We start from the raw sequence: 18,927 nt of genomic DNA on the forward strand, positions 1-18,927 counted from the left end.
AATGGAAGACTTTGGCGCGGGCGACATGCCCAGCCCCGGGTCCGATAACCGCGCCGAGGCCTATGTCGAGCGTACCGCTGACGACCTCGAGGCCGTGTTCGACGTGCCCGTGCGGGTATCGGTCGTGCTCGGCCGCACCAAGATGCCGGTCGCGAGCCTCTTGAAGCTCAATACCGGCACCGTGGTCGAACTCGACCGCCAGGTCGGTGAAGCCGTCGAAATCTACGTCAATGACCGCCTCGTAGCGCGTGGCGAAATCGTGCTGGTGGAAAACCGCCTCGGCGTCACCATGACCGAGATCATCAAGCCCCAATAATAAGAACGGGAGTGACTGCTATGCGTCTCCTCATCGTCGGAGCCCTCGAAGGTCAACTGAGCCAGGCCACCAAAATGGCCATGGATGGCGGCGCCAAGGTCGCTCATGCCCCCGGTATCGATATCGCCATGGCCGCACTTCGTACGGGCCGCGGCGCCGACCTGCTGCTGGTCGACGTGATGATGGACATTGCCGGCCTCATCGCCGCGCTCGAAGCCGAACGCATCGCCATTCCCGTCGTCGCCTGCGGCGTCGAGACCAATGCTGCCGCCGCCGTCAACGCCATCCGCGCCGGCGCCAAGGAATATATCCCGCTGCCCCCCGACGCGACGCTGATCGCCGCCGTCATCCAGGCGGTCTCGCGCGACAGCGAAGACTTTCTGTTCCGCGATCCGGCCATGCAGCGCGTCGTCAAGATGGCCGAGCAGGTTGCGGCCTCCGAAGCCTCCATCCTGATCACCGGCGAAAGCGGCACCGGCAAGGAAGTCGTCGCCCGTTTCGTCCACTCGCGCTCCAAGCGCGCCAACAAGCCCTTCATCTCGGTCAACTGCGCCGCCATTCCCGAAGCGCTGCTGGAATCGGAACTCTTCGGCCACGAAAAGGGTGCCTTCACCGGCGCCATCGCCCGCCGGGTGGGAAAATTCGAGGAAGCCACCGGCGGCACCCTGCTGCTCGACGAAATTTCGGAAATGGATGTGCGCCTGCAGGCAAAGCTGCTGCGCGCCATCCAGGAGCGCGTCATCGACCGTGTTGGCGGCACCAAGCCCGTGCCGGTCGATATCCGCATTCTCGCCACCTCGAACCGCAACCTGACGGAAGCGGTGCGCGAAGGCTCGTTCCGCGAAGACCTGCTGTTCCGCCTCAATGTCGTCAACCTCAAGCTCCCGGCCCTGCGCGAGCGCCCCGGCGACATCGTGGCTTTGGCCGATCACTTCGTTGCCAAATATGCCAAGGCCAATGGCCTGCCCAAGCGCGAGCTTTCCGAGGATGCCCGCACGGCGCTGCTCCACGCGCCCTGGCCGGGCAACGTCCGCGAGCTTGAAAACACGCTGCATCGCGCGGTGCTTCTCGCCACCGGCACCATGATCGGTTCGGAAGCCATCGTGCTGCCCGATGGCATGGGCCTCAACGAAGCCGCCCGCGCAAATTCGCCGGCTCATCTGCTGGCCGAAACCGCCGAAGCCATGTCCCGTGCCCTTGTCGGCCGGACCGTGGCCGATGTCGAGCGCGAGCTGATCCTCGATACGCTCGACCACACCTGGGGCAACCGCACCCATGCGGCCAATATCCTGGGCATTTCGATCCGCACGCTGCGCAACAAGCTCAATCAATATTCCGACGAAGGGCTCGCCATTCCCGAGCCCGGCGAACGGCGGAACGTGGCTTGAGCGCCCACCTCGATCCCCGCGACCTCTCTTCCCCTTCTCCCATCCTGGGAGAGGGGTTTTCGACTTTGGCCTGAGGCCATAGGACCGGCACGATGACCGATATTTCTTCTTCGCCTTCCCGCTTCGCGTTCAAGCTGCCCACGCCCAAATCGGTGATGGACCTGCTGCGCTCGGGCGACATCGCACTCGCCACCGGTGTGATGGGGCTGATCGTCATCCTGATCGTGCCACTGCCGGCACTGCTGGTCGACGGCCTCCTCGCCATCTCGATCGTCTTTTCGGTGATGATCCTGATGACGGCGCTGTTCATTCAGAAGCCGCTGGAATTCTCGTCCTTCCCCACCGTGTTGCTGATCGCCACAATGCTGCGGCTTGGCCTCAACTTGGCGACCACCCGTCTCATCCTCTCGGAAGGCCATAACGGCACGCACGCTGCCGGCCACGTCATCGAGGCCTTTGGCAATTTCGTGACGCGCGGCAACTTCATCATCGGTATCGTGATCTTCATCATCCTCGTGATCGTGAACTTCATCGTCATCACCAAGGGTTCCGGCCGTATCGCCGAAGTCGCGGCACGCTTCAGCTTGGACGCAATGCCCGGCAAGCAGATGGCCATCGACGCCGACCTTTCGGCGGGCCTGATCGACGAAGACACCGCCAAGAAGCGCCGTGCGGAACTGGAAGGCGAAAGCGCCTTCTTCGGTAACATGGACGGTGCCTCCAAATTCGTGCGCGGCGACGCCATTGCCGGCCTGATCATCACCTTCATCAACGTCTCGGCCGGCATCGCCATCGGCGTGATGCAGGAAGGCCTGACGATCCAGGAAGCAGGCAACGTCTATACGCTCCTGACCATCGGCGACGGCCTTGTCAGCCAGATCCCGGCGCTGATCGTGTCGACCGCAGCCGGTATCCTCGTTTCCAAGTCGGGCGTTGCCGGCGCCGCCGACAAGGCCCTGACCGCCCAGTTTGGTGGTTACCCCAAGGCCCTGGGCATGGCATCGGCCGTGATGGCCGCTCTTGCCCTGCTGCCCGGCATGCCGCTGCTTCCCTTCCTTGCGCTGTCCGGTGGCGTCGGCTACGCCGCCTTCCGCGCCTCGCGCGGCAAGGCCGCCCGTGAAGTGGTCGAGCGTGCCAAGACCGTGGCGGAAGCCGCAGCCAAGGCTCCGGGTGCACCCGGCCAGCCCGGTGCCGCGCCTGCCGGCGAACCGCCGATCAGCGACAGCCTCAAGATCGACGATCTCAAGCTCGAACTCGGCTATGGCCTGCTCGGCCTCGTCAAGGAAGACGAAACGGGCACCGATCGCCTCACCGAGCAGATCAAGGCCCTGCGCCGCCAGCTGGCGCTGGAACTGGGCTTTGTCATGCCGCCGGTCCGCATTCTCGACAACATGCAGCTCGAACCCAATGACTACAAGGTTCGCATCAAGGAAGTGGAGGCCGCCCACGGCCAGATCCACGCTAACCTGCTGATGGTCATGGACCCCTACGGCAATCCGATCGACCTGCCGGGCCACCAGACAACCGAGCCGACCTTTGGCCTGCCGGCAACCTGGATCGACCCGGCGCTGCGCGACGAAGCCGAACTGCGCGGCCTTTCGATCATCGATCCGTCGACCGTGATCTCGACCCACCTGACCGAAGTGCTCAAGGCCAACGTCGCCGAGCTTCTGAGCTACGCCAATGTGCAGACCCTGCTTTCGGGCCTGCCCAAGGATCAGCAGAAGCTGGTGGAAGACATCATCCCGAGCCAGATTTCGGTCTCGGGCGTCCAGCGCGTGCTGCAGGCTCTGCTCACCGAGCGCATCTCGATTCGCGACCTCTCGACGATCCTCGAAGGCATCGCCGAAGTGGCAGCGCCCGGCCGCTCGATCCAGGCGATCACCGAGCATGTGCGCAGCCGTCTTGCCCGCCAGATCTGCGCCGCCAATCTCGGCCAGGACGGCAACCTGCCGCTGCTTACGCTCTCCCCGCAATGGGAACGCGACTTCGCCGAAGCCATGGTGGGCGAAGGCGAACACCGGCACCTGGCAATGGCGCCGAGCCGTTTGCAGCAGTTCATCGTCTCGGTGGGCCAAGCCTTCGAAAAGGCCGCTCAGCAGGGCGAACTGCCGGTGATGATCACCTCGCCCTCGATCCGCCCGCATGTTCGCGCCATCATCGAGCGTTTCCGCCCGCAGACGGTGGTGATGAGCCAGAACGAGGTTCACCCACGCGTCCGCCTCAAGACGGTGGGTGCCATCTAGGCTCCTGCCGCAGGATCAGAACAGCGAAAGGGCGAACCAGCGGTTCGCCCTTTCTATTTGGTTAGTTCGCGAGATTGCCAGCGGTCAGCGGCGGCAGGTTGATCACCGAGGCTTCGCGGGAGGTATCGACCTCTTCCTCTTCGGCCAGCTCTCGCTCGGCCTGGTACCAGAATTCCTGTTCGCGATCCTCAGGCTGGCCGGCCTCGTCCCAAAGCTGGTAGGCGCGATCCCGAACCTTGTATTCCTCGACATGCGGCATGGTGCTCTCCTCGTTACGCATGAATGCAGAACGCGAGCCTGACCTAGCAGTTGCCGACGACGCGGCCGTGACGAGAGATTTTACCGACTGGTCAGGGCCAACTTGGCGCCTAGGGCCACGAAAGCGGCCGCAAAGGAGCGGCGCATCCAGGTCATGATCGTCGGCTTTGAGATGACATGGCCGCGAATGGCGGCGGCAAAGAGCCCGTAAAGCGCGAAGACCACGAAGGTCATGAGCATGAAAACAAGGCTCAGCTGCAGCATCTGCGGTACCGCACCCGGCGCGTCCGCCGGCACGAATTGCGGCAGGAAGGCGAAGAAGAAGATCGAGAGCTTTGGATTGAGGAGGTTGATGAGAACGACCTCGACGGCCATGTCTTTGAGACTCTTGGGTTCGGCATTGGCCGAAACCGAGAGCGAGCCGGTTTCGCGCAGTGTCGCCCAGGCCATGTAGAGGAGATAGGCGACGCCGAGATATTTGATGATTTCGAAGGCAAGCGCGCTGGCATGGAGAATGGCGGCAAGACCGGTGATGGCGGCGATCATGTGCGGCACGATGCCGATGGTGCAGAAGAAGGCCGCCCATATGCTGGCCTTGCCGCCGCGGCCGAGGCCGGCGGCGATGGTGTAGAGCGCCCCGGCGCCCGGGGAGACGACGACGATCAGGGTCGTGATGAGAAATTCGACGCTCATGGCGGTCCTCCGGGCGGTTTTGACGGACAGTTTCTCTTTTCGTGCGGAACGGCAAGTCCTGCGTGACATTATCCCCGTCACCAACAGGGGACCGGCATGCGCCTCTTCGTCTGCGATCATTGCGGCAATACCGTCTATTTCGAGAACAGCCGCTGCGAGCATTGCGGCCACGCGCTGGGCTATCTGCCCGAGGACAATGCGCTGATTTCGCTCGATGAGGCGGCGGGGGGCTGGCTGGCGCCGGCCTTTCCGGGAAAGGCCTATATCTATTGCGACAATGCCCGGCATGGAGCCTGCAACTGGCTGATACCGGCCGAGCAAGGCGGACCAGTGCTCTGCGCGGCCTGCATTCACAACGAGACCATTCCTGCGCTCGACAATCCCGACAATCTGCTGCGCTGGCAGGTGGTCGAACGGGCCAAGAAGCGCCTGGTCTATTCGCTATTGCGCCTGGGCTTGCCGCTGAAAACACGGGACGAGGACCCCGAGCACGGCCTCGCCTTCCGCTTTCTCGCCGATGCCGGCAGCGCACCGCATGTGATGACAGGGCATGAAAGTGGCGTCATCACCATCGCGCTGGCGGAGGCCGATGACGCCGAGCGGGAGCGCCGCCGCGCCGGCATGGGCGAACCCTATCGCACCCTGCTCGGTCATTTCCGGCACGAGGTCGGGCACCACTATTGGGATCTGCTGGTGGCTGGGCAGCCGCCGGAACAGCAGTTTCGCGCGCTTTTCGGCGACGAACGGGCCGATTATGGCGCGGCGCTAGAGGCCTATTACGCTAGTGGCACGCCCGCGGGCTGGCCGCAAACCCATATATCGGCCTATGCCACCGCCCACCCCTGGGAGGATTTTGCCGAAACGTTTGCGCACTACCTCCACATCATCGACACGGTGGAGATGGCAGCCGCCTTCGGCATCAGGGCAAGGCCCCGGACTGGCGACGGGAGCCTGACCATGCCGCCAGTGCACTTCGATCCCTATATGGCGCCGGACATGGCAGGGATCATCGACAACTGGATTCCGCTCGCTTCGCTACTCAACAATCTCAATCGCGCCATGGGACAGGCCGACGCCTATCCCTTCGTGCTGACGCCGGCGGTGATCGAAAAGCTGGGTTTTGTGAATGATCTCGTGCACCAAGCGCCAGCATTGGGGCATCTGGCGGCGCTTGAGGTCGAAGGCTGACGGACTTCCAGCATCAGGCGCTTGCTGGTAAACCCTCGTTTATGTCCGACATCATCATTCTTCGCGTCCCCGTTTTTTCGACCCTTTCCAATGCCGCCTTCGCCCTGCGCAAGGAGGTGTTCGTCTGGGAGCAGAAAGTGCCCGAGGAGGAAGAGCTCGATAGCTACGACCTCACCGCGATCCACTATGTCGCCGTGGCCGAGGGCAATGTCGTTGCGACCCTGCGGCTCATCGAACAGCCCGAGCACATGAAGATCGGCCGGGTGGCCGTGCACCAGGCCTGGCGCGGCAAGGGCGTGGCGCGAAAGCTCATCGAAAAGGCCATGGCCGATGCGCGGGCCAAGGGCAGCGAGCGCTTTTACCTCACCGCACAATCGGACAAGCTGGGGCTTTACGAGAAGCTCGGCTTTGTCGCTTTCGGCCCGGAATTCATGGATGGCGGCATGCCGCATCGGGCCATGCGCGACTATGACAAGGCTAGCGCAACCTTAATCGATTAATTCAAATTTAACGCATTAACCCGGCCGAGGGACTCCTGCCCTCAAACCTGCGTTATTGTGGGCTTGTCGCTCATAGAGCGCGTCCTGCCGGGCGGCAACCAGGTGTGGTGCTACTTAAGGCAAGAACGCGAATTCTTGTCTTTTCGCAGGACGCGACCAACCGCCAGGGAGGCGGAAAAGGGCCGGCACCGCCTCGCGCGGGAGCCGGCCTTTTCAACGTTTGCGCAGCAAATCGTTCAATGATTTCGCAGCAAATCGTTCAATGGTTCCGCAATTAGTTGGGAAATTGATGGGGAACGGCATCGGGATCGAGGCGTTCACCAATCAACGGGCCACGCGGCACTCTACCGGCAAGTTTTGCGCCGCATGGCCCTGTTCAAACAAATGAACCATTGGAGCCTACAATGATCCGCACGCTTTTGACTACTACGGCCGTTGCCGTGCTCATGGGTACTGCTGCTATTGCTCAGACGGCGCCCGCTCCGGCCCCCACAGATGCACCCGCTACTACAACTGAAGCGCCCGCAACTGCTCCGGCCGATGCCAATACGCCGGCCGAAGTCACGGCCGCCCCCGTTGACACGGGCGCTGCCGAGGAAACCGATGTCAACGAACCCTGGGACATGTCGGCCGGCTATGTGGCCGCTGATACCGACAATCTCGGCACGCGCCTCATCGGTCAGCCGGTCTATTCGAGCGCCGGTGACGACGCCGAAGAAATCGGTTCGATCAATGATATCGTCTTCTCTGAAGGCGGCCAGATCGAAGCGGTGGTGATCGGCGTCGGTGGTTTCCTGGGCATCGGGGAAAAGAATGTCGCCGTCGATTTCGGCTCGCTCGAATTTACCCTCGCGGCTGACAACACCGAGCGCTGGGTGCTCCCGACCACTGCCGAGGCACTGACCACTGCCCCTGACTTTGTCTGGGAGGAAGACGTGCCGGCCGATGGCGCAGCCCCTGCCGATGCCATGGCCCCGGCTGCTCCCGACGCGATGGCGCCGGCTGCCGATCCCGCTCCGGTTACCACGCAGTAATCTTTCCTCTGGGCCTTTGCTCACTGGAGGCTCAAGGAAAGGAAAAGGCCCGCTTCGGCGGGCCTTTTTGCATTCTGAATTCTCGGTTCAGCGGTTACGAAAACGCTGGCGGGCCACTTCGTCGAATTCGGCCTGCTCGATCTTGTTCTGCTCGTCGCGCTCGCGCTGATGTTCGCGCTGATCGAGCAGCTCGACCTTTTTCAGGTCTTCAAGGGCTTCGGCGAGCTGGTCCTGCGCCGTCTCGAGCTTGCCGCGCATATCGGTGGCGGAGGCCAGCAGATTGTCGCGGCGCTGCAGAGCGGCCTTGGCAAAGGTGGAATAGGCAAAATGGGCGACGTCGGAAATCCCGGTCTTGGTCTGCTCGATCTCGATCTGCTGATCGAGTTCGGAAGCCATGCGCTCGAAGTCCGCGACCATCATTTCGATCTGCATGACCTGCCGGCGCTTTTCGTCGACATTGAACTTCTTGAGCCGAATGAGGCTCTCACTGCGCGATTTCAAGACCTGTACTCCTTACACATCAAGTCAGTCTCCGAAAGAGGCCCCAAGCACACTCCCGTCAGACCTGCGCATCCGCCTCGGCGATGATCTCCGCAAGGCGTTCATAGCCCTCGGCGATCGTCGACGTTTCCTCCCGCTGCTGGTTCAAAAACCCTTCCAGCTTGGGATTCACGGCGATAGCGCGGTCCACATTCGGATCTGACCCTTTGCGGTAAGCCCCCAGCCGGATCAGTTCCTCCATGTCCGAAAATATGGACATGAGCTCTCGCGCCCTTGCCAGAACCGGCCGAACTTCGGTCGGTACGCACCCTGGCATCGTGCGCGAAATGGACCGGAGCACGTTGACGGCGGGATAACGCCCCCGCTCGGCAATGCCGCGCTCCATCACGATGTGCCCATCGAGAATACCGCGAACGGCATCAGCAATGGGCTCATTGTGATCATCACCTTCCACCAAAACGGTAAATAGTCCGGTAATAGAACCGGTAGAAGGCGTTCCAGGGCCCGCACGCTCAAGCAAACGTGGCAATTCGGTGAACACGGTCGGTGGATAACCCTTTGCCGTGGGTGGTTCGCCGATGGAAAGACCGATCTCGCGCTGCGCCATGGCAAAGCGGGTGAGCGAGTCCATCATGCACAGGACCCGCAGCCCTTCGTCACGCAGATATTCGGAAAGCGCCAGGGAGATATAGGCGGCCTGCCGGCGCATGAGCGCGGCTTCGTCCGAGGTCGCGACCACGACGATAGCGCGCTTGAGGCCCTCTTCGCCGAGATATTCCTGGATGAACTCGTGCACTTCGCGGCCGCGCTCGCCGATGAGGCCGATGACCGAGACGTCGACATTGGTATTGCGCGCCAGCATCGACATGAGCACGGACTTGCCGACGCCCGAGCCGGCAAAGATACCCATGCGCTGGCCTTCGCACAGCGTGGTGAACGTGTTGAGGGTGCGCACGCCGAGATCAAGGGGATCGCCGACGCGTACGCGATCGTGCGCTGCAAGCGGCGACTGGCGCAGCGGATAGGATTTTGCGCCGCGCGCCAGAGGCCCCATGCCGTCAATGGGTTCGCCATTGGCATTGATGACACGGCCGAGCCAGGCCATGGAGGGATTGACCGAGCCGTCGTGGCGCTTGAACACCGCCTTGCAGCCCATGCGCACGCCACTCAACTCGCCAAAGGGCAGGCAGAGGGCGTGGCCATCGCGAAAACCGATGATCTCGGCGGCTAGGTGTCCGCCATCGCTGCCCTCGATCATGACGCGGCCGCCCACGCGCAGTTCGCGCACCGGGCCCACGACCTCGATCAGCAGCCCCTGAACCGATTTGACGCGCCCGAACACCTCGACATCGTCGATGGCGTCGATGGCCGATATGAGCGCCTTCATGCTTGGTTCGGGCCTTTTGCTGACACAAATATGGTTTACGTCCCGCCTCCGAATCGGGGCCGGCGCGAATCGCAAGATAACCGAACATTAACTTAAATTCGCTATTGGCTGAGCGTTCGGGCCGCTGGCGTAGATGGCGGAGCTTTGTGCCCAAATCACTCCCACATCACGGAATGCACGAGTCGCCTGAATCGCTTGTAGGCACTTCTTAACGTACTACCTTAAGAAATTTTCATCTATTTTTCTTAACAATTTCAAACACTTAAATTAAAATCATCTTACCAGTGTTTGCGTATTGCCGAAGCGAATTAAACTTTGTTAACTATTTGGGCTTAGGCTTCAGTCATATCCAGTAGGGTTGGAGCGTGGTGGTTGGACTTGTCATCCCATCACGCGGGTTCCAGCAGGAACGAATGACAAGGGGAATATAATGCGGGTACTCCTCATCGAGGACGATAGCGCCACGGCGCAGAGCATCGAACTGATGCTCAAGTCCGAAAGCTTCAACGTCTACACCACCGATCTCGGTGAGGAAGGCGTCGATCTCGGCAAACTTTATGACTACGATATTATCCTGCTGGATCTCAATCTGCCCGATATGAGCGGCTATGAGGTTCTGCGGACATTGCGCGTCGCCAAGGTGCAGACGCCGATCCTTATTCTCTCGGGCCTTGCCGGCATCGAAGACAAGGTGCGTGGTCTCGGCTTCGGTGCCGACGACTACATGACCAAGCCCTTCCACAAGGACGAACTCGTGGCTCGCATCCACGCCATCGTTCGTCGCTCCAAGGGCCATGCCCAGTCGGTCATCTCGACGGGCGACCTGATGGTCAATCTCGACACCAAGACCGTCGAAGTGCAGGGCGCCCGCGTCCACCTGACGGGCAAGGAATACCAGATGCTGGAGCTGCTCTCGCTCCGCAAGGGTACGACGCTCACCAAGGAAATGTTCCTCAACCACCTCTATGGTGGCATGGACGAGCCGGAACTGAAGATCATCGACGTCTTCATCTGCAAGCTGCGCAAGAAGCTCAGCGTTGCCACCGGCGGCAAGAATTACATCGAAACCGTCTGGGGCCGCGGCTATGTGCTGCGCGAGCCCGATGAGGCCGATGTCTATAGCGAAAACGTCGCCTGATCTTCCGGTGATAGAAATGCAAAAGCCCCGCAACCGCTGCGGGGCTTTTTGTTTTGGGTTTAGTCACCGGTTTCCTGCATGACGGCCATGGCATCCACCGTGCCATCGGCATTGGCGCGGAAGGTCAGTTCTGCCAGATCTTGCCCGGCGGGGTGGCGGCGTCGGTCAGATTGGTGCTGCGGAACCAGCCATAGTCATCGGGCTGGCCGGTCAAGTAGTTGGCGGCAATGACATCGGCGGGCAGGCCTATGCCCATCATGCCGAGATCGACCTTGAGGTCGGCGGGCCAGGTGCCGCAATTGGCCGAGGCGGGAGCCGGATCACGCACATCGACAGCCACGCCGGTCACCGCACCACCGCCCATTTCACCATCCGAATAGAGCCAGAGCGTTTCGGCACTGCGAGAGAGGCACGCCCAGGTGACGGCCTCCCCCGCCTCGCCCCAGTTCTGCGCTGCAGCGCCGAGGCTGGCCGCGAGGTCTGCAAGCGGGGTTTCTTCGAGAACGACAGGCTGGTCGCCGATGGTGACGCTATAGACCTGCTTGACCTCGCCCCATGGCTCGGGTGAAGCCGGGCCGGAGCGGGACACGGAATCGATCCAGGTATTGGTGATGGGCGAAGCCTCTGCCTTGAGCGAAATGGCGAGGCAGGCAATGAAGACAAGCACGGACGCAGTGCGCATGAAAAGTTTCCCCTCGGAAAGTGTGGGCGTGCCTCTAGCGCTGCCAAGCTGAACCGAAGCTGAGCGGGCCATGCAGAAAAATCGCTGGGCCATGTAGAAACCAATGCAACTGGTTCGTCGTCTTATCGAAATGCCCTGAAGGGCCACTATCGAGGAGACGAAAATGCTGCGCCTTGCCCCCATCGCCGTCCTGCTGCTGGCTGTGAGCCCTGCCCTCGCCCAGACCGAACCCGTCGGCAAGACCGTCGAGGTCAATGGCATGGACCTCTACTATGAAGTTTCCGGCTCCGGCGATCCGATCGTCGTGCTGCACGGCGCCTATATGAACATTCCCACCATGGGCGGCATCATTCCGGCGCTGGCGGAAAGCCACACAGTCTATGCCATCGAGTTCCAGGGCCACGGGCGGACGGAGGATATCGACCGGCCCATCACCTATCCCAACCTCTCCAGTGACGTTGCCGCCTTCATGGATGCGGTCGGCTTGGAAAAGGCCGATATCTTTGGCTATTCCATGGGCGCCGCGGCAGGCCTGCGGCTTGCCATCGACCATCCCGAAAAGGTCGACCAGCTCGTAGCCGCCTCGGTTAGCTATGACATGGCGGGCTCGCAGCCGGCTTTTCTCCAGATGATCCCGACCATGACCCCGGAAATGTTCATCGGCTCGCCGATGGAAGACGCCTGGAAACAGTACGCGCCCAATCCCGAGGGCTTTCGGCCCTTTGTCGAGCGCATGATCGCGCTGGAGCATGAACCGCTGGCATGGGGCGATGAGGTCAAGGAATTGAAGGCGCCCGTGCTGATCATTGCCGGCGATGCCGACATGATGACGCTCGAGCATATCGTGAGCATGTTCCGCCTGCTCGGCGGCGGCGAGCCGGGCGACATGGGCCAGCCTCTCGGCGCCTCGCGCCTTGCCATCCTGCCGGCGACCTCGCACACAGCGGTGATCAATCAGGTCGACCTGCTGATGGGCTTTGTCGGCCCCTTCCTCAACGGCGAAACCCCCAAAGGCATGTTCGATCAATGATCACTCCTGCCGGTATCAGCCACTCCGGTCTTTTCCTCGCGCCACTTCGCTGGCAACCTTGTCAGCGATTTGGAGGGGTCAATGAGCAATCGCCAAGAAACCGACCGGGCAATTGCCACGGTCTGGCGCGTCGAACAGGCGCGGCTGATCGCGGGCCTTACACGGCTGGTGCGCGACATCTCGCTGGCCGAGGAACTGGCGCAGGACGCCCTGATGGCGGCGCTAAAACATTGGCCGGAAACCGGGGTGCCGCGCAATCCTGGCGCCTGGCTGATGCAGGCGGGCAAGCGCAAGGCCATCGACTATTTCCGCCACCGCAAGATGGCGCAGGGAAAGCTCGAAGAAGTCAGCCGCATCATGGAGGACGAGGTGCCGGACGCCGAAACCGCCATCCATGACAGTATGGACGACGACGTCGGCGACGATCTCCTGCGCCTCATTTTCACATCTTGCCACCCCATCCTTCCTGCCGAAAGCCGCGTTGCGCTGACGCTGCGCCTGATTGGCGGGTTGACGACGGAAGAGATCGCTCGCGCCTTTCTGGCCAATGACACGACCATCGGCCAGCGCATCGTGCGCGCCAAGCGCACTATTGCCGATGCTGGCGTGCCCTTTGAAGTTCCACGCGGCGAGGAGCGGGTTGAACGGCTCCAATCCGTGCTGGGCGTGCTCTACCTCATCTTCAACGAGGGCTATTCGGCAACGGCAGGCGAAGACTGGATGCGGCCGCAGCTCTGCGAAGAAGCTATGCGCATGGGGCGCATTCTCGCCCGGCTGATGCCCGAGGAATCCGAAGTGCATGGCCTCCTGGCGCTGATGGAAATCCAGCATAGCCGCGTCCATGCCCGCACCAATGCCAAGGGCGAGCCTATCCTGCTGCCGGACCAGAACCGGGCGCTTTGGGACCAGTTGATGATCCGGCGCGGCCTTGCCGGGCTCGATCGCGTCAATGCGCTCAATGGTGTGGCCGGCCCCTATGCGCTGCAGGCGGCCATCGCGGCCTGTCACGCAAGGGCGCGGAAATCCGCCGATACGGACTGGCGCCGGATCGCGTCGCTGTACGCCGTACTGGTGGAAATCATGCCCTCGCCGGTGGTTGAACTCAACCGGGCCGTAGCTGTGTCTATGGCCGAAGGGCCGGCTGCGGCCCTCCCCTTGGTGGAAGCCATTCGCGAAGGTGGGATGCTCGAGAACTATCACCTGCTCTATGGCGTTCGCGGCGACCTCCTGCGAAAACTCGAGCGGCATACCGAGGCCAATCTCGATTTCCGGCACGCAGCGGAACTGACGCGGAACGAGCGCGAGAAGGCGTATCTGCTGGGCAGGGCAGCGGAAGTCGCCGGCTAGACCGTTTCGAACCGGCTGAGGTCGAATTTTGCTTCGAGGCTCTGCCGGTCGAACGGCTTCATCATATAGTCGTCGGCGCCTTCCTTGCGGGCCATGGCGATGGCGCCGATGTCGTGCTCGACCGTGCAATAGACGATATGCGGCTTTTCCCCGCCGATGAAGGCGCGCAGCAATTTCAGGAATTCGAGCCCGCTCATGATCGGCATATTCCAGTCGAGCAGGATTGCGTCCGGCATGTCGGCCTTGCACTTCTCGAAGGCTTCCTGGCCGTCCTCGGCTTCTTCGACCGTGAAATCGAGGTCCTCGAGAATACGGCGAGCAACCTTGCGCACGACGGTGGAGTCGTCAACGATCAGGCAAGTGGGCATGGCGGAGCTCCGGGCAGGCAGGCGCTGCCCGGACTATGCGCGGCAAGTGGTTTGGGAATGGTTAGCGAAAAAGAAACTCTTCGCTATTCGCCTGACGTCTCGACCTTGGCTTCCTCGGCGACAACCTCTTCCTTGGCCTTGGGGATGGCCGTGAAAAAGAAGATGTCGGCCTCGATGCCGATATCGATCTCCATATCGGTCATGCGGGCGAGAAGGCCGGTATAGAAGGGCTGGATACCCCGGGCGTCGACCGAACCTTCTTCCGGCATGCCCGAGAGAAGGCCAGCCGAACCCGACGGGATCAGCGTCTTCTGGCGCTTTTCAGGATCGCTCTTGGAGTTGAATTCGAACTTCTCTTCGCCGGCAGGACCAGTGACCTTGACCGTGACGAGTCCGCCGCGCGGCACAGAACCGGCTGCGATCAGCAGCATGTTCATGAGGAGCTTGGCCTTGTGCTTGGGCAGGAGGATCAGCGGCACCTGCCAGTCGAGATCGGCCTTTTCGATATCGAAGAGAATGCGCGCAACGCGCTCGCATTCGCGCGTGTCGATATCTGTGCCGGCAGTCGAGGAGGCGCCATAGGCGAGGCGGGCGAATTCGAGTTTTGCCCGGCTCTGCTTGGCGGCGCTGGCGATGAGGTCACGCGCGCCTTCCGACATTTCAGCCTGCGAGGGATCGGCCAGAACTTCGAGCCCGTTGCCGATGGCGCCGATGGGGTTAATCAGGTCATGGCAAACCCGCGAGCACAGCATTGCGGCGAGGTCCGTTGCCTTGAGCTCAATGATATCGGTCATCTTAGGTCTCCATGCCCGCCGAAGCGGTGAATCAGTCTTGGGAAGGATAAAGGGACGCGCGGTCCAGCACTACTGCGTCGATAGCGTTTTGGACAATGCTGGCCAGTTTGCGGCGCCCTGGCGAGCGGCTGCATCGGGCGCGAGCAGGAATGCCTCGCGATTGGCTGCCGAATAAAAGAGGAAAAGGCGGTCCTTGAACACGGTGTAGAGGCGCGGATCTGAATCCGAGACAAAGCCGCGCGCCATGCTCATGGCGCCATGGCCACCATATTGGGGTGCATAGATTTCCGGGTGGCGCTTGAAGATCTCGAAATTGGCTTCATTGGCAAAGTGCCAGGGCGCGCCCATCCAGTAGAATTCGAACTCCGCCTTGCCCTGCTGCGGAGCCTTTTCGGTGAAATAGGAAACCGGATCCATGCCACCTATGGCGATGCCTGTTAGCGGATCGGCGGTGATGTAGCTGACGACGGACTGGGCGAGCGCGGGGGTAAAAAGGGCGGAAAACGGCCCAAAAAGCGGCAGCACCACGGCGAACATGGTTAAGATTTGTTTAGAGGTTTGCTGCATGATCGAAATCCAGGATCGGCACGTCGTCGGCGGTAAATTTGCCGCAAAGACCTTAATGTCTTCGTAACCACGCTGAGCCGCCCAAGGGAGATGATCCATGTTCAAACGCCTGGCCAAAATTGGTGCCCTGTTGCTGGCGCTCGCACTGCCGGCATCTGCACCCGCCCTGGCACAGGGTTCGCTGAGCGACACCTATTCGGGTGAGGAGCTGGTTGAAAGCGGACACCAGTTCTTCGGCTCTGCCAGCCAGGGCCTTGCCTCTGTGGTCGAAAAGGCCGTGAGCCAGTTCGGCCTGCCCAATGGCTATATCCTCGGCGAGGAAGCCGGCGGCGCCCTGTTTGTCGGCGCCAAATATGGCGAGGGCAAACTCTATACCCGCAATGCCGGGGAATATTCGATCTTCTGGCAGGGTCCGAGCATCGGCTTCGACGTTGGCGGCGACGGCTCGAAGGTGATGATGCTGGTCTATAACCTGCAAACCATCCAGGAGATTCTCGGCCGCTATCCGGGCGTTGATGGCTCGGCCTATGTGATCGGTGGGCTCGGCATGACCGTGACCAAGCGCGGCAATGTCGTCGTTGTGCCGATCCGTTCGGGCGTCGGCGCCCGTCTCGGCATCAATGTCGGCTATCTCAACTTCACCAATGAGCCCACCTGGAACCCCTTCTGAGGCTCATGGTTTCGCCGAAACAATGTATGCAAGCCGGGGCTTTGTCCCCGGCTTTTTCGTGACTCGTGTCCCGGGGCCGTTAGGGTTAATCTTCTGTGGAGATGGCCAGGGTAAAACCGGGGCGCTAAATCGGAATATGGACGAGCCGGCTGTGCCGGGGCTGCCTTGCGGCCGGAGTATGCGCGATGCTGATCGAGAACATGATGTATTTTGCACTGGGCCTGCTGGTGGCAGGACTGGTTGCGCTGATCATCATGCCGGCCGTGTGGAAGCGGGCGGTACGCCTGACCAAGCGCCGCATCGAGGCTGCAACGCCCATTACCCTTTCCGAATTCCGCGCTGACAAGGATCAGTTGCGCGCCGAATTCGCGCTTTCGACGCGCCGGCTCGAAATGAATGTAGAGACGCTGCGCAAGCGCCTCGCCGAGCAATTGAGCGATGTGAACCAGAAGCGCACCGATCTCGGCGCGCTCAAGGCCGAGCGCGAACAGCACATGGCCGTGGTTTCCGAGCTCGAAAGCCGGCAGGTCGATCTGCGGGCCCGCGTGCTTGAGCTCGAAAAGGAAGGCACGGACCTCGCGCAACGGCTGCGCATGCGCGACCGCGACGTGGAAGTGCGCCAGGACGAGATCGAAACCCTGCGTGGGAGCCTGCGCGAGGGTTTTCCTCAGCCGACCGGCTCGGAAAACCTCAGCGGCGACTATGATCAGGATATCGACCGGCTGACCGCCCTGCTTGCTATCGAGCGCAAGCGCGCAAGCTTCCTTGAAGACCAGGCCCGCAGCCTCATCAACCGGCTGGAAAATTCCGATCGCCGCTCGTCCGAGGCCACCGCCGCCATCGCCCAGATGCGCGATGCCCTTGCCCGGCGCGATGCCCGCGAAGAAGAAAACGCCGAGGCGCTCGTCACCGCGGAAGCCCGTATCGCCAGCGCCGAAAACCGGCTCAACGCGCTCCTTGCCGAATCCAGCGAAGCCGTTGCCGAAAGCCACGGCCGGGTCGAGCAATTGCTCGCCGACAAGCTCGGTCTCGAAGACGAAGTCGAGCGGCTGCGCTCCAAGGTCGCCAATGTGGAATCCTCGATCCTGGCGGATTGGGAAACCGAGCGCTTCGAAGAGGCGCACTTACGCGAAAAGCTCAACGACATTGCCGCCAGCGTCAGCCGGCTGGTCTATGCCGTCGACCACGACACCCCGCTCAACGACAATCCCGAGGAAAGCCTCTTCGATCGCGTGCAGCGCTTTGCCGATGATGGGGAGTCGATGGGGACGCTGGAGCCACCGACCAGCGATGGCCCGCGTCGCGGCTCGGTATCGGATCGCCTCGCGGCATTGCGGGAAATTCAGGGGCGGTAACCCGCCCCTCGCCGCATTTTACTGCGCCGCGATTTCCGTGCTTTGACGCAATTCGCCGGTCTTGGAGTCGAACACGGACAGCATGACCGCGCCACCAGCGCGGTAGGTGACCTGAATGGTCCCATCCAATGTCACGGCCGAAACGACCTCGGCCCCGGCCGGAACGGCCACGCTTGCGGCAATGGTCGGGGGTGGTGCATCGCGCATGAGGCGATAGACAACCGCCACGCCAATCGCCATAAAGCCCAGCAACATGATGCCCATGGCGAAACCCGCCGAGCGGCGTGCTTTTCCAATAGCGGCGGCAGCCTCGGGCGAGACTTCGGTTTCGGCAGGGGCGGGCTTATTGCCGGACTTGTCAGGATCACTCATGGCGGACGATACCGATCTAGAATTCGAGGGCGAGCCGATCGAGCTTGTCGTCGATGAAACCAACGCCGGAGGCAGGCTCGATGCCGTGCTCGCTAGAGAACACGACGTCCTGAGCCGCAGCCGGATCAAGGATCTGATCCTTGCTGGCGCCGTCACCATCGACGGTAAGCCCGTCAGCGAACCCAAGTATCGCTTGAAGGCCGGGGAGACAATCGTCCTTCTTGCCCCACCCCCGGAAGATCCGGAGCCGCAGGGCGAAGATATTCCGCTCGATATCCTCTATGAGGATGACGAGTTGATCGTCATCAACAAGCCTGTCGGCATGGTGGTGCACCCTGCCCCCGGCTCGCCCAATGGCACGCTGGTCAATGCGCTGATCTTCCATTGTGGGGAGAGTCTGAAAGGCATTGGCGGGGTGAAGCGCCCTGGCATCGTACATCGGCTCGACCGCGACACGTCGGGCGTCATGGTGGCGGCCAAGACAGAAAAAGCGCACAAGCACCTCTCAAAGCAGTTCGCTGATCATGGGCGCACCGGACCGCTGCATCGCGCCTATACCGCCTTTGCCTGGGGGACGACCCAGAGTGCGCTTGGCTCGGTCGATGCGCCGCTCGGTCGCGACCCCGGCAATCGCCTGAAGCAGGCCGTGCGCAAGGATGGGCGCGAGGCCATTACCCACTATTCGGTCGAAGCGCGTTATGGCGCAGAGGGCTGGGATATTACCCGCATCCAGTGCCAGCTCGAAACCGGCCGTACCCACCAGATCCGCGTGCACATGGCCCATATCGGCCATCCCCTCGTTGCCGACCAGGTCTATGCCTCGGGCTATGTCACCAAGGTCAACCGCCTGCCAGAAGAACTGGCCAATGCGGTTCGCGCGCTCGGGCGCCAGGCGCTGCACGCCGCCGAACTTGGCTTCGAGCATCCAGTAACCGGCGAAGAAATGATGTTCGAGGCAGATCTGCCTGACGATCTGCAGGCGCTGCAGGATGCGCTTGAGCCCTTCGACAAGGCCTTTGCGCGCTGACGGCATCACTCAAGGGTGATCGAACCGAAAGGCCCGCTGGCACGTAGTGTTTGAGGCACATCGAAA

The 18,927-nt window shown here is 61.8% G+C and carries 21 protein-coding genes; 12 read left to right on the forward strand and 9 right to left on the reverse strand.

Annotation, left to right across the window (positions count from 1 at the left end):
• Positions 1–25: 25 nt before the first annotated feature.
• From fliN to flhA, 3 genes are all read left to right on the forward strand, one after another.
• The gene (fliN, locus tag NVV77_RS19160) at positions 26–316 is read left to right on the forward strand and encodes a flagellar motor switch protein FliN (RefSeq protein ID WP_295416240.1); all 291 of its coding nucleotides are present in this window, start codon (positions 26–28) and stop codon (positions 314–316) included.
• A 20-nt stretch (positions 317–336) separates the two neighbouring features.
• Positions 337–1,704, forward strand: coding sequence for a sigma-54-dependent Fis family transcriptional regulator (locus NVV77_RS19165; protein WP_295415599.1), 1,368 nt, complete (start codon positions 337–339; stop codon positions 1,702–1,704).
• A 92-nt stretch (positions 1,705–1,796) separates the two neighbouring features.
• Complete coding sequence (flhA, locus tag NVV77_RS19170; protein WP_295415601.1) at positions 1,797–3,950, forward strand: flagellar biosynthesis protein FlhA; 2,154 nt, start codon at positions 1,797–1,799, stop codon at positions 3,948–3,950.
• Positions 3,951–4,011: 61 nt separating this feature from the next.
• Here flhA and NVV77_RS19175 read toward each other — a convergent pair whose 3' ends face one another.
• Together NVV77_RS19175 and NVV77_RS19180 are read right to left on the reverse strand one after the other, a co-directional pair.
• Entirely contained in the window at positions 4,012–4,209 is a 198-nt protein-coding gene (locus NVV77_RS19175) for a DUF2934 domain-containing protein (RefSeq protein WP_295415604.1), read from the reverse strand.
• Positions 4,210–4,289: 80 nt separating this feature from the next.
• Positions 4,290–4,901, reverse strand: coding sequence for a LysE family translocator (locus tag NVV77_RS19180; RefSeq protein WP_295415606.1), 612 nt, complete (start codon positions 4,899–4,901; stop codon positions 4,290–4,292).
• Between the two features lie 96 nt (positions 4,902–4,997).
• Here NVV77_RS19180 and NVV77_RS19185 point away from each other — a divergent pair, with 96 nt between their 5' ends.
• From NVV77_RS19185 to NVV77_RS19195, 3 genes are all read left to right on the forward strand, one after another.
• On the forward strand, positions 4,998–6,089 hold the full coding sequence (locus NVV77_RS19185) for a putative zinc-binding peptidase (RefSeq protein ID WP_295415608.1): 1,092 nt from the start codon (positions 4,998–5,000) through the stop codon (positions 6,087–6,089).
• Between the two features lie 41 nt (positions 6,090–6,130).
• Entirely contained in the window at positions 6,131–6,589 is a 459-nt protein-coding gene (locus tag NVV77_RS19190) for a GNAT family N-acetyltransferase (protein ID WP_295415610.1), read from the forward strand.
• Positions 6,590–6,993: 404 nt separating this feature from the next.
• On the forward strand, positions 6,994–7,623 hold the full coding sequence (locus tag NVV77_RS19195) for a PRC-barrel domain-containing protein (RefSeq protein ID WP_295415611.1): 630 nt from the start codon (positions 6,994–6,996) through the stop codon (positions 7,621–7,623).
• Positions 7,624–7,710: 87 nt separating this feature from the next.
• Here the strand turns inward: NVV77_RS19195 and fliJ are convergent, their stop codons facing one another.
• Positions 7,711–8,124 (reverse strand): flagellar export protein FliJ, encoded by a 414-nt coding sequence (gene fliJ / locus NVV77_RS19200; RefSeq protein WP_295415613.1) that lies wholly within the window; start codon positions 8,122–8,124, stop codon positions 7,711–7,713.
• Between the two features lie 58 nt (positions 8,125–8,182).
• Complete coding sequence (gene fliI / locus NVV77_RS19205) at positions 8,183–9,511, reverse strand: flagellar protein export ATPase FliI (protein WP_295415615.1); 1,329 nt, start codon at positions 9,509–9,511, stop codon at positions 8,183–8,185.
• A 430-nt stretch (positions 9,512–9,941) separates the two neighbouring features.
• On the opposite strand from fliI, the gene ctrA reads away from it, so the two are divergent.
• Entirely contained in the window at positions 9,942–10,649 is a 708-nt protein-coding gene (ctrA, locus tag NVV77_RS19210) for a response regulator transcription factor CtrA (RefSeq protein WP_035085763.1), read from the forward strand.
• Positions 10,650–10,773: 124 nt separating this feature from the next.
• Here ctrA and NVV77_RS19215 read toward each other — a convergent pair whose 3' ends face one another.
• A complete protein-coding gene (locus tag NVV77_RS19215) occupies positions 10,774–11,331 on the reverse strand; it encodes a hypothetical protein (RefSeq protein ID WP_295415618.1) in 558 nt (185 codons plus the stop codon).
• Positions 11,332–11,494: 163 nt separating this feature from the next.
• Between NVV77_RS19215 and NVV77_RS19220 the strand changes: the two genes are divergently transcribed.
• Positions 11,495–12,361, forward strand: coding sequence for an alpha/beta hydrolase (locus NVV77_RS19220; RefSeq protein WP_295415619.1), 867 nt, complete (start codon positions 11,495–11,497; stop codon positions 12,359–12,361).
• Between the two features lie 81 nt (positions 12,362–12,442).
• Positions 12,443–13,708 (forward strand): RNA polymerase sigma factor, encoded by a 1,266-nt coding sequence (locus tag NVV77_RS19225; RefSeq protein ID WP_295415620.1) that lies wholly within the window; start codon positions 12,443–12,445, stop codon positions 13,706–13,708.
• Here NVV77_RS19225 and NVV77_RS19230 read toward each other — a convergent pair.
• From NVV77_RS19230 to NVV77_RS19240, 3 genes are all read right to left on the reverse strand, one after another.
• Positions 13,705–14,076, reverse strand: a complete 372-nt coding sequence (locus tag NVV77_RS19230) for a PleD family two-component system response regulator (RefSeq protein WP_295415621.1) — start codon at positions 14,074–14,076, stop codon at positions 13,705–13,707. The genes NVV77_RS19225 and NVV77_RS19230 overlap by 4 nt on opposite strands.
• 83 nt (positions 14,077–14,159) lie before the next feature.
• Entirely contained in the window at positions 14,160–14,870 is a 711-nt protein-coding gene (gene chpT, locus NVV77_RS19235; RefSeq protein WP_295415623.1) for a histidine phosphotransferase ChpT, read from the reverse strand.
• 69 nt (positions 14,871–14,939) lie between these two features.
• On the reverse strand, positions 14,940–15,437 hold the full coding sequence (locus tag NVV77_RS19240) for a YHS domain-containing (seleno)protein (protein WP_295415624.1): 498 nt from the start codon (positions 15,435–15,437) through the stop codon (positions 14,940–14,942).
• Between the two features lie 97 nt (positions 15,438–15,534).
• On the opposite strand from NVV77_RS19240, the gene NVV77_RS19245 reads away from it, so the two are divergent.
• Both NVV77_RS19245 and NVV77_RS19250 read left to right on the forward strand, forming a co-directional pair.
• Positions 15,535–16,107, forward strand: a complete 573-nt coding sequence (locus NVV77_RS19245) for a DUF1134 domain-containing protein (RefSeq protein WP_295415627.1) — start codon at positions 15,535–15,537, stop codon at positions 16,105–16,107.
• A 185-nt stretch (positions 16,108–16,292) separates the two neighbouring features.
• Positions 16,293–17,462: a hypothetical protein gene (locus NVV77_RS19250; RefSeq protein WP_295415629.1), complete on the forward strand. Its 1,170-nt coding sequence runs from the start codon at positions 16,293–16,295 to the stop codon at positions 17,460–17,462.
• An 18-nt stretch (positions 17,463–17,480) separates the two neighbouring features.
• Here NVV77_RS19250 and NVV77_RS19255 read toward each other — a convergent pair whose 3' ends face one another.
• Complete coding sequence (locus NVV77_RS19255; protein ID WP_295415631.1) at positions 17,481–17,834, reverse strand: DUF6476 family protein; 354 nt, start codon at positions 17,832–17,834, stop codon at positions 17,481–17,483.
• On the opposite strand from NVV77_RS19255, the gene NVV77_RS19260 reads away from it, so the two are divergent.
• Complete coding sequence (locus tag NVV77_RS19260; protein WP_295415633.1) at positions 17,833–18,861, forward strand: RluA family pseudouridine synthase; 1,029 nt, start codon at positions 17,833–17,835, stop codon at positions 18,859–18,861. The genes NVV77_RS19255 and NVV77_RS19260 overlap by 2 nt on opposite strands.
• Positions 18,862–18,927 lie beyond the last annotated feature (66 nt).

Origin of the sequence: Devosia sp. (genome assembly GCF_024707125.1) — a bacterium.
Classification (GTDB): domain Bacteria; phylum Pseudomonadota; class Alphaproteobacteria; order Rhizobiales; family Devosiaceae; genus Devosia.

Coding starts and splice junctions, on each gene's coding strand:
- fliN (WP_295416240.1), top strand. CDS start 26: ATGCCCAGCCCCGGGTCCGATAACCGCGCCGAGGCCTATGTCGAGCGT.
- NVV77_RS19165 (WP_295415599.1), top strand. CDS start 337: ATGCGTCTCCTCATCGTCGGAGCCCTCGAAGGTCAACTGAGCCAGGCC.
- flhA (WP_295415601.1), top strand. CDS start 1,797: ATGACCGATATTTCTTCTTCGCCTTCCCGCTTCGCGTTCAAGCTGCCC.
- NVV77_RS19175 (WP_295415604.1), bottom strand. CDS start 4,209: ATGCCGCATGTCGAGGAATACAAGGTTCGGGATCGCGCCTACCAGCTT.
- NVV77_RS19180 (WP_295415606.1), bottom strand. CDS start 4,901: ATGAGCGTCGAATTTCTCATCACGACCCTGATCGTCGTCGTCTCCCCG.
- NVV77_RS19185 (WP_295415608.1), top strand. CDS start 4,998: ATGCGCCTCTTCGTCTGCGATCATTGCGGCAATACCGTCTATTTCGAG.
- NVV77_RS19190 (WP_295415610.1), top strand. CDS start 6,131: ATGTCCGACATCATCATTCTTCGCGTCCCCGTTTTTTCGACCCTTTCC.
- NVV77_RS19195 (WP_295415611.1), top strand. CDS start 6,994: ATGATCCGCACGCTTTTGACTACTACGGCCGTTGCCGTGCTCATGGGT.
- fliI (WP_295415615.1), bottom strand. CDS start 9,511: ATGAAGGCGCTCATATCGGCCATCGACGCCATCGACGATGTCGAGGTG.
- ctrA (WP_035085763.1), top strand. CDS start 9,942: ATGCGGGTACTCCTCATCGAGGACGATAGCGCCACGGCGCAGAGCATC.
- NVV77_RS19215 (WP_295415618.1), bottom strand. CDS start 11,331: ATGCGCACTGCGTCCGTGCTTGTCTTCATTGCCTGCCTCGCCATTTCG.
- NVV77_RS19220 (WP_295415619.1), top strand. CDS start 11,495: ATGCTGCGCCTTGCCCCCATCGCCGTCCTGCTGCTGGCTGTGAGCCCT.
- NVV77_RS19225 (WP_295415620.1), top strand. CDS start 12,443: ATGAGCAATCGCCAAGAAACCGACCGGGCAATTGCCACGGTCTGGCGC.
- NVV77_RS19230 (WP_295415621.1), bottom strand. CDS start 14,076: ATGCCCACTTGCCTGATCGTTGACGACTCCACCGTCGTGCGCAAGGTT.
- chpT (WP_295415623.1), bottom strand. CDS start 14,870: ATGACCGATATCATTGAGCTCAAGGCAACGGACCTCGCCGCAATGCTG.
- NVV77_RS19240 (WP_295415624.1), bottom strand. CDS start 15,437: ATGCAGCAAACCTCTAAACAAATCTTAACCATGTTCGCCGTGGTGCTG.
- NVV77_RS19245 (WP_295415627.1), top strand. CDS start 15,535: ATGTTCAAACGCCTGGCCAAAATTGGTGCCCTGTTGCTGGCGCTCGCA.
- NVV77_RS19250 (WP_295415629.1), top strand. CDS start 16,293: ATGCTGATCGAGAACATGATGTATTTTGCACTGGGCCTGCTGGTGGCA.
- NVV77_RS19260 (WP_295415633.1), top strand. CDS start 17,833: ATGGCGGACGATACCGATCTAGAATTCGAGGGCGAGCCGATCGAGCTT.
- NVV77_RS19255 (WP_295415631.1), bottom strand. CDS start 17,834: ATGAGTGATCCTGACAAGTCCGGCAATAAGCCCGCCCCTGCCGAAACC.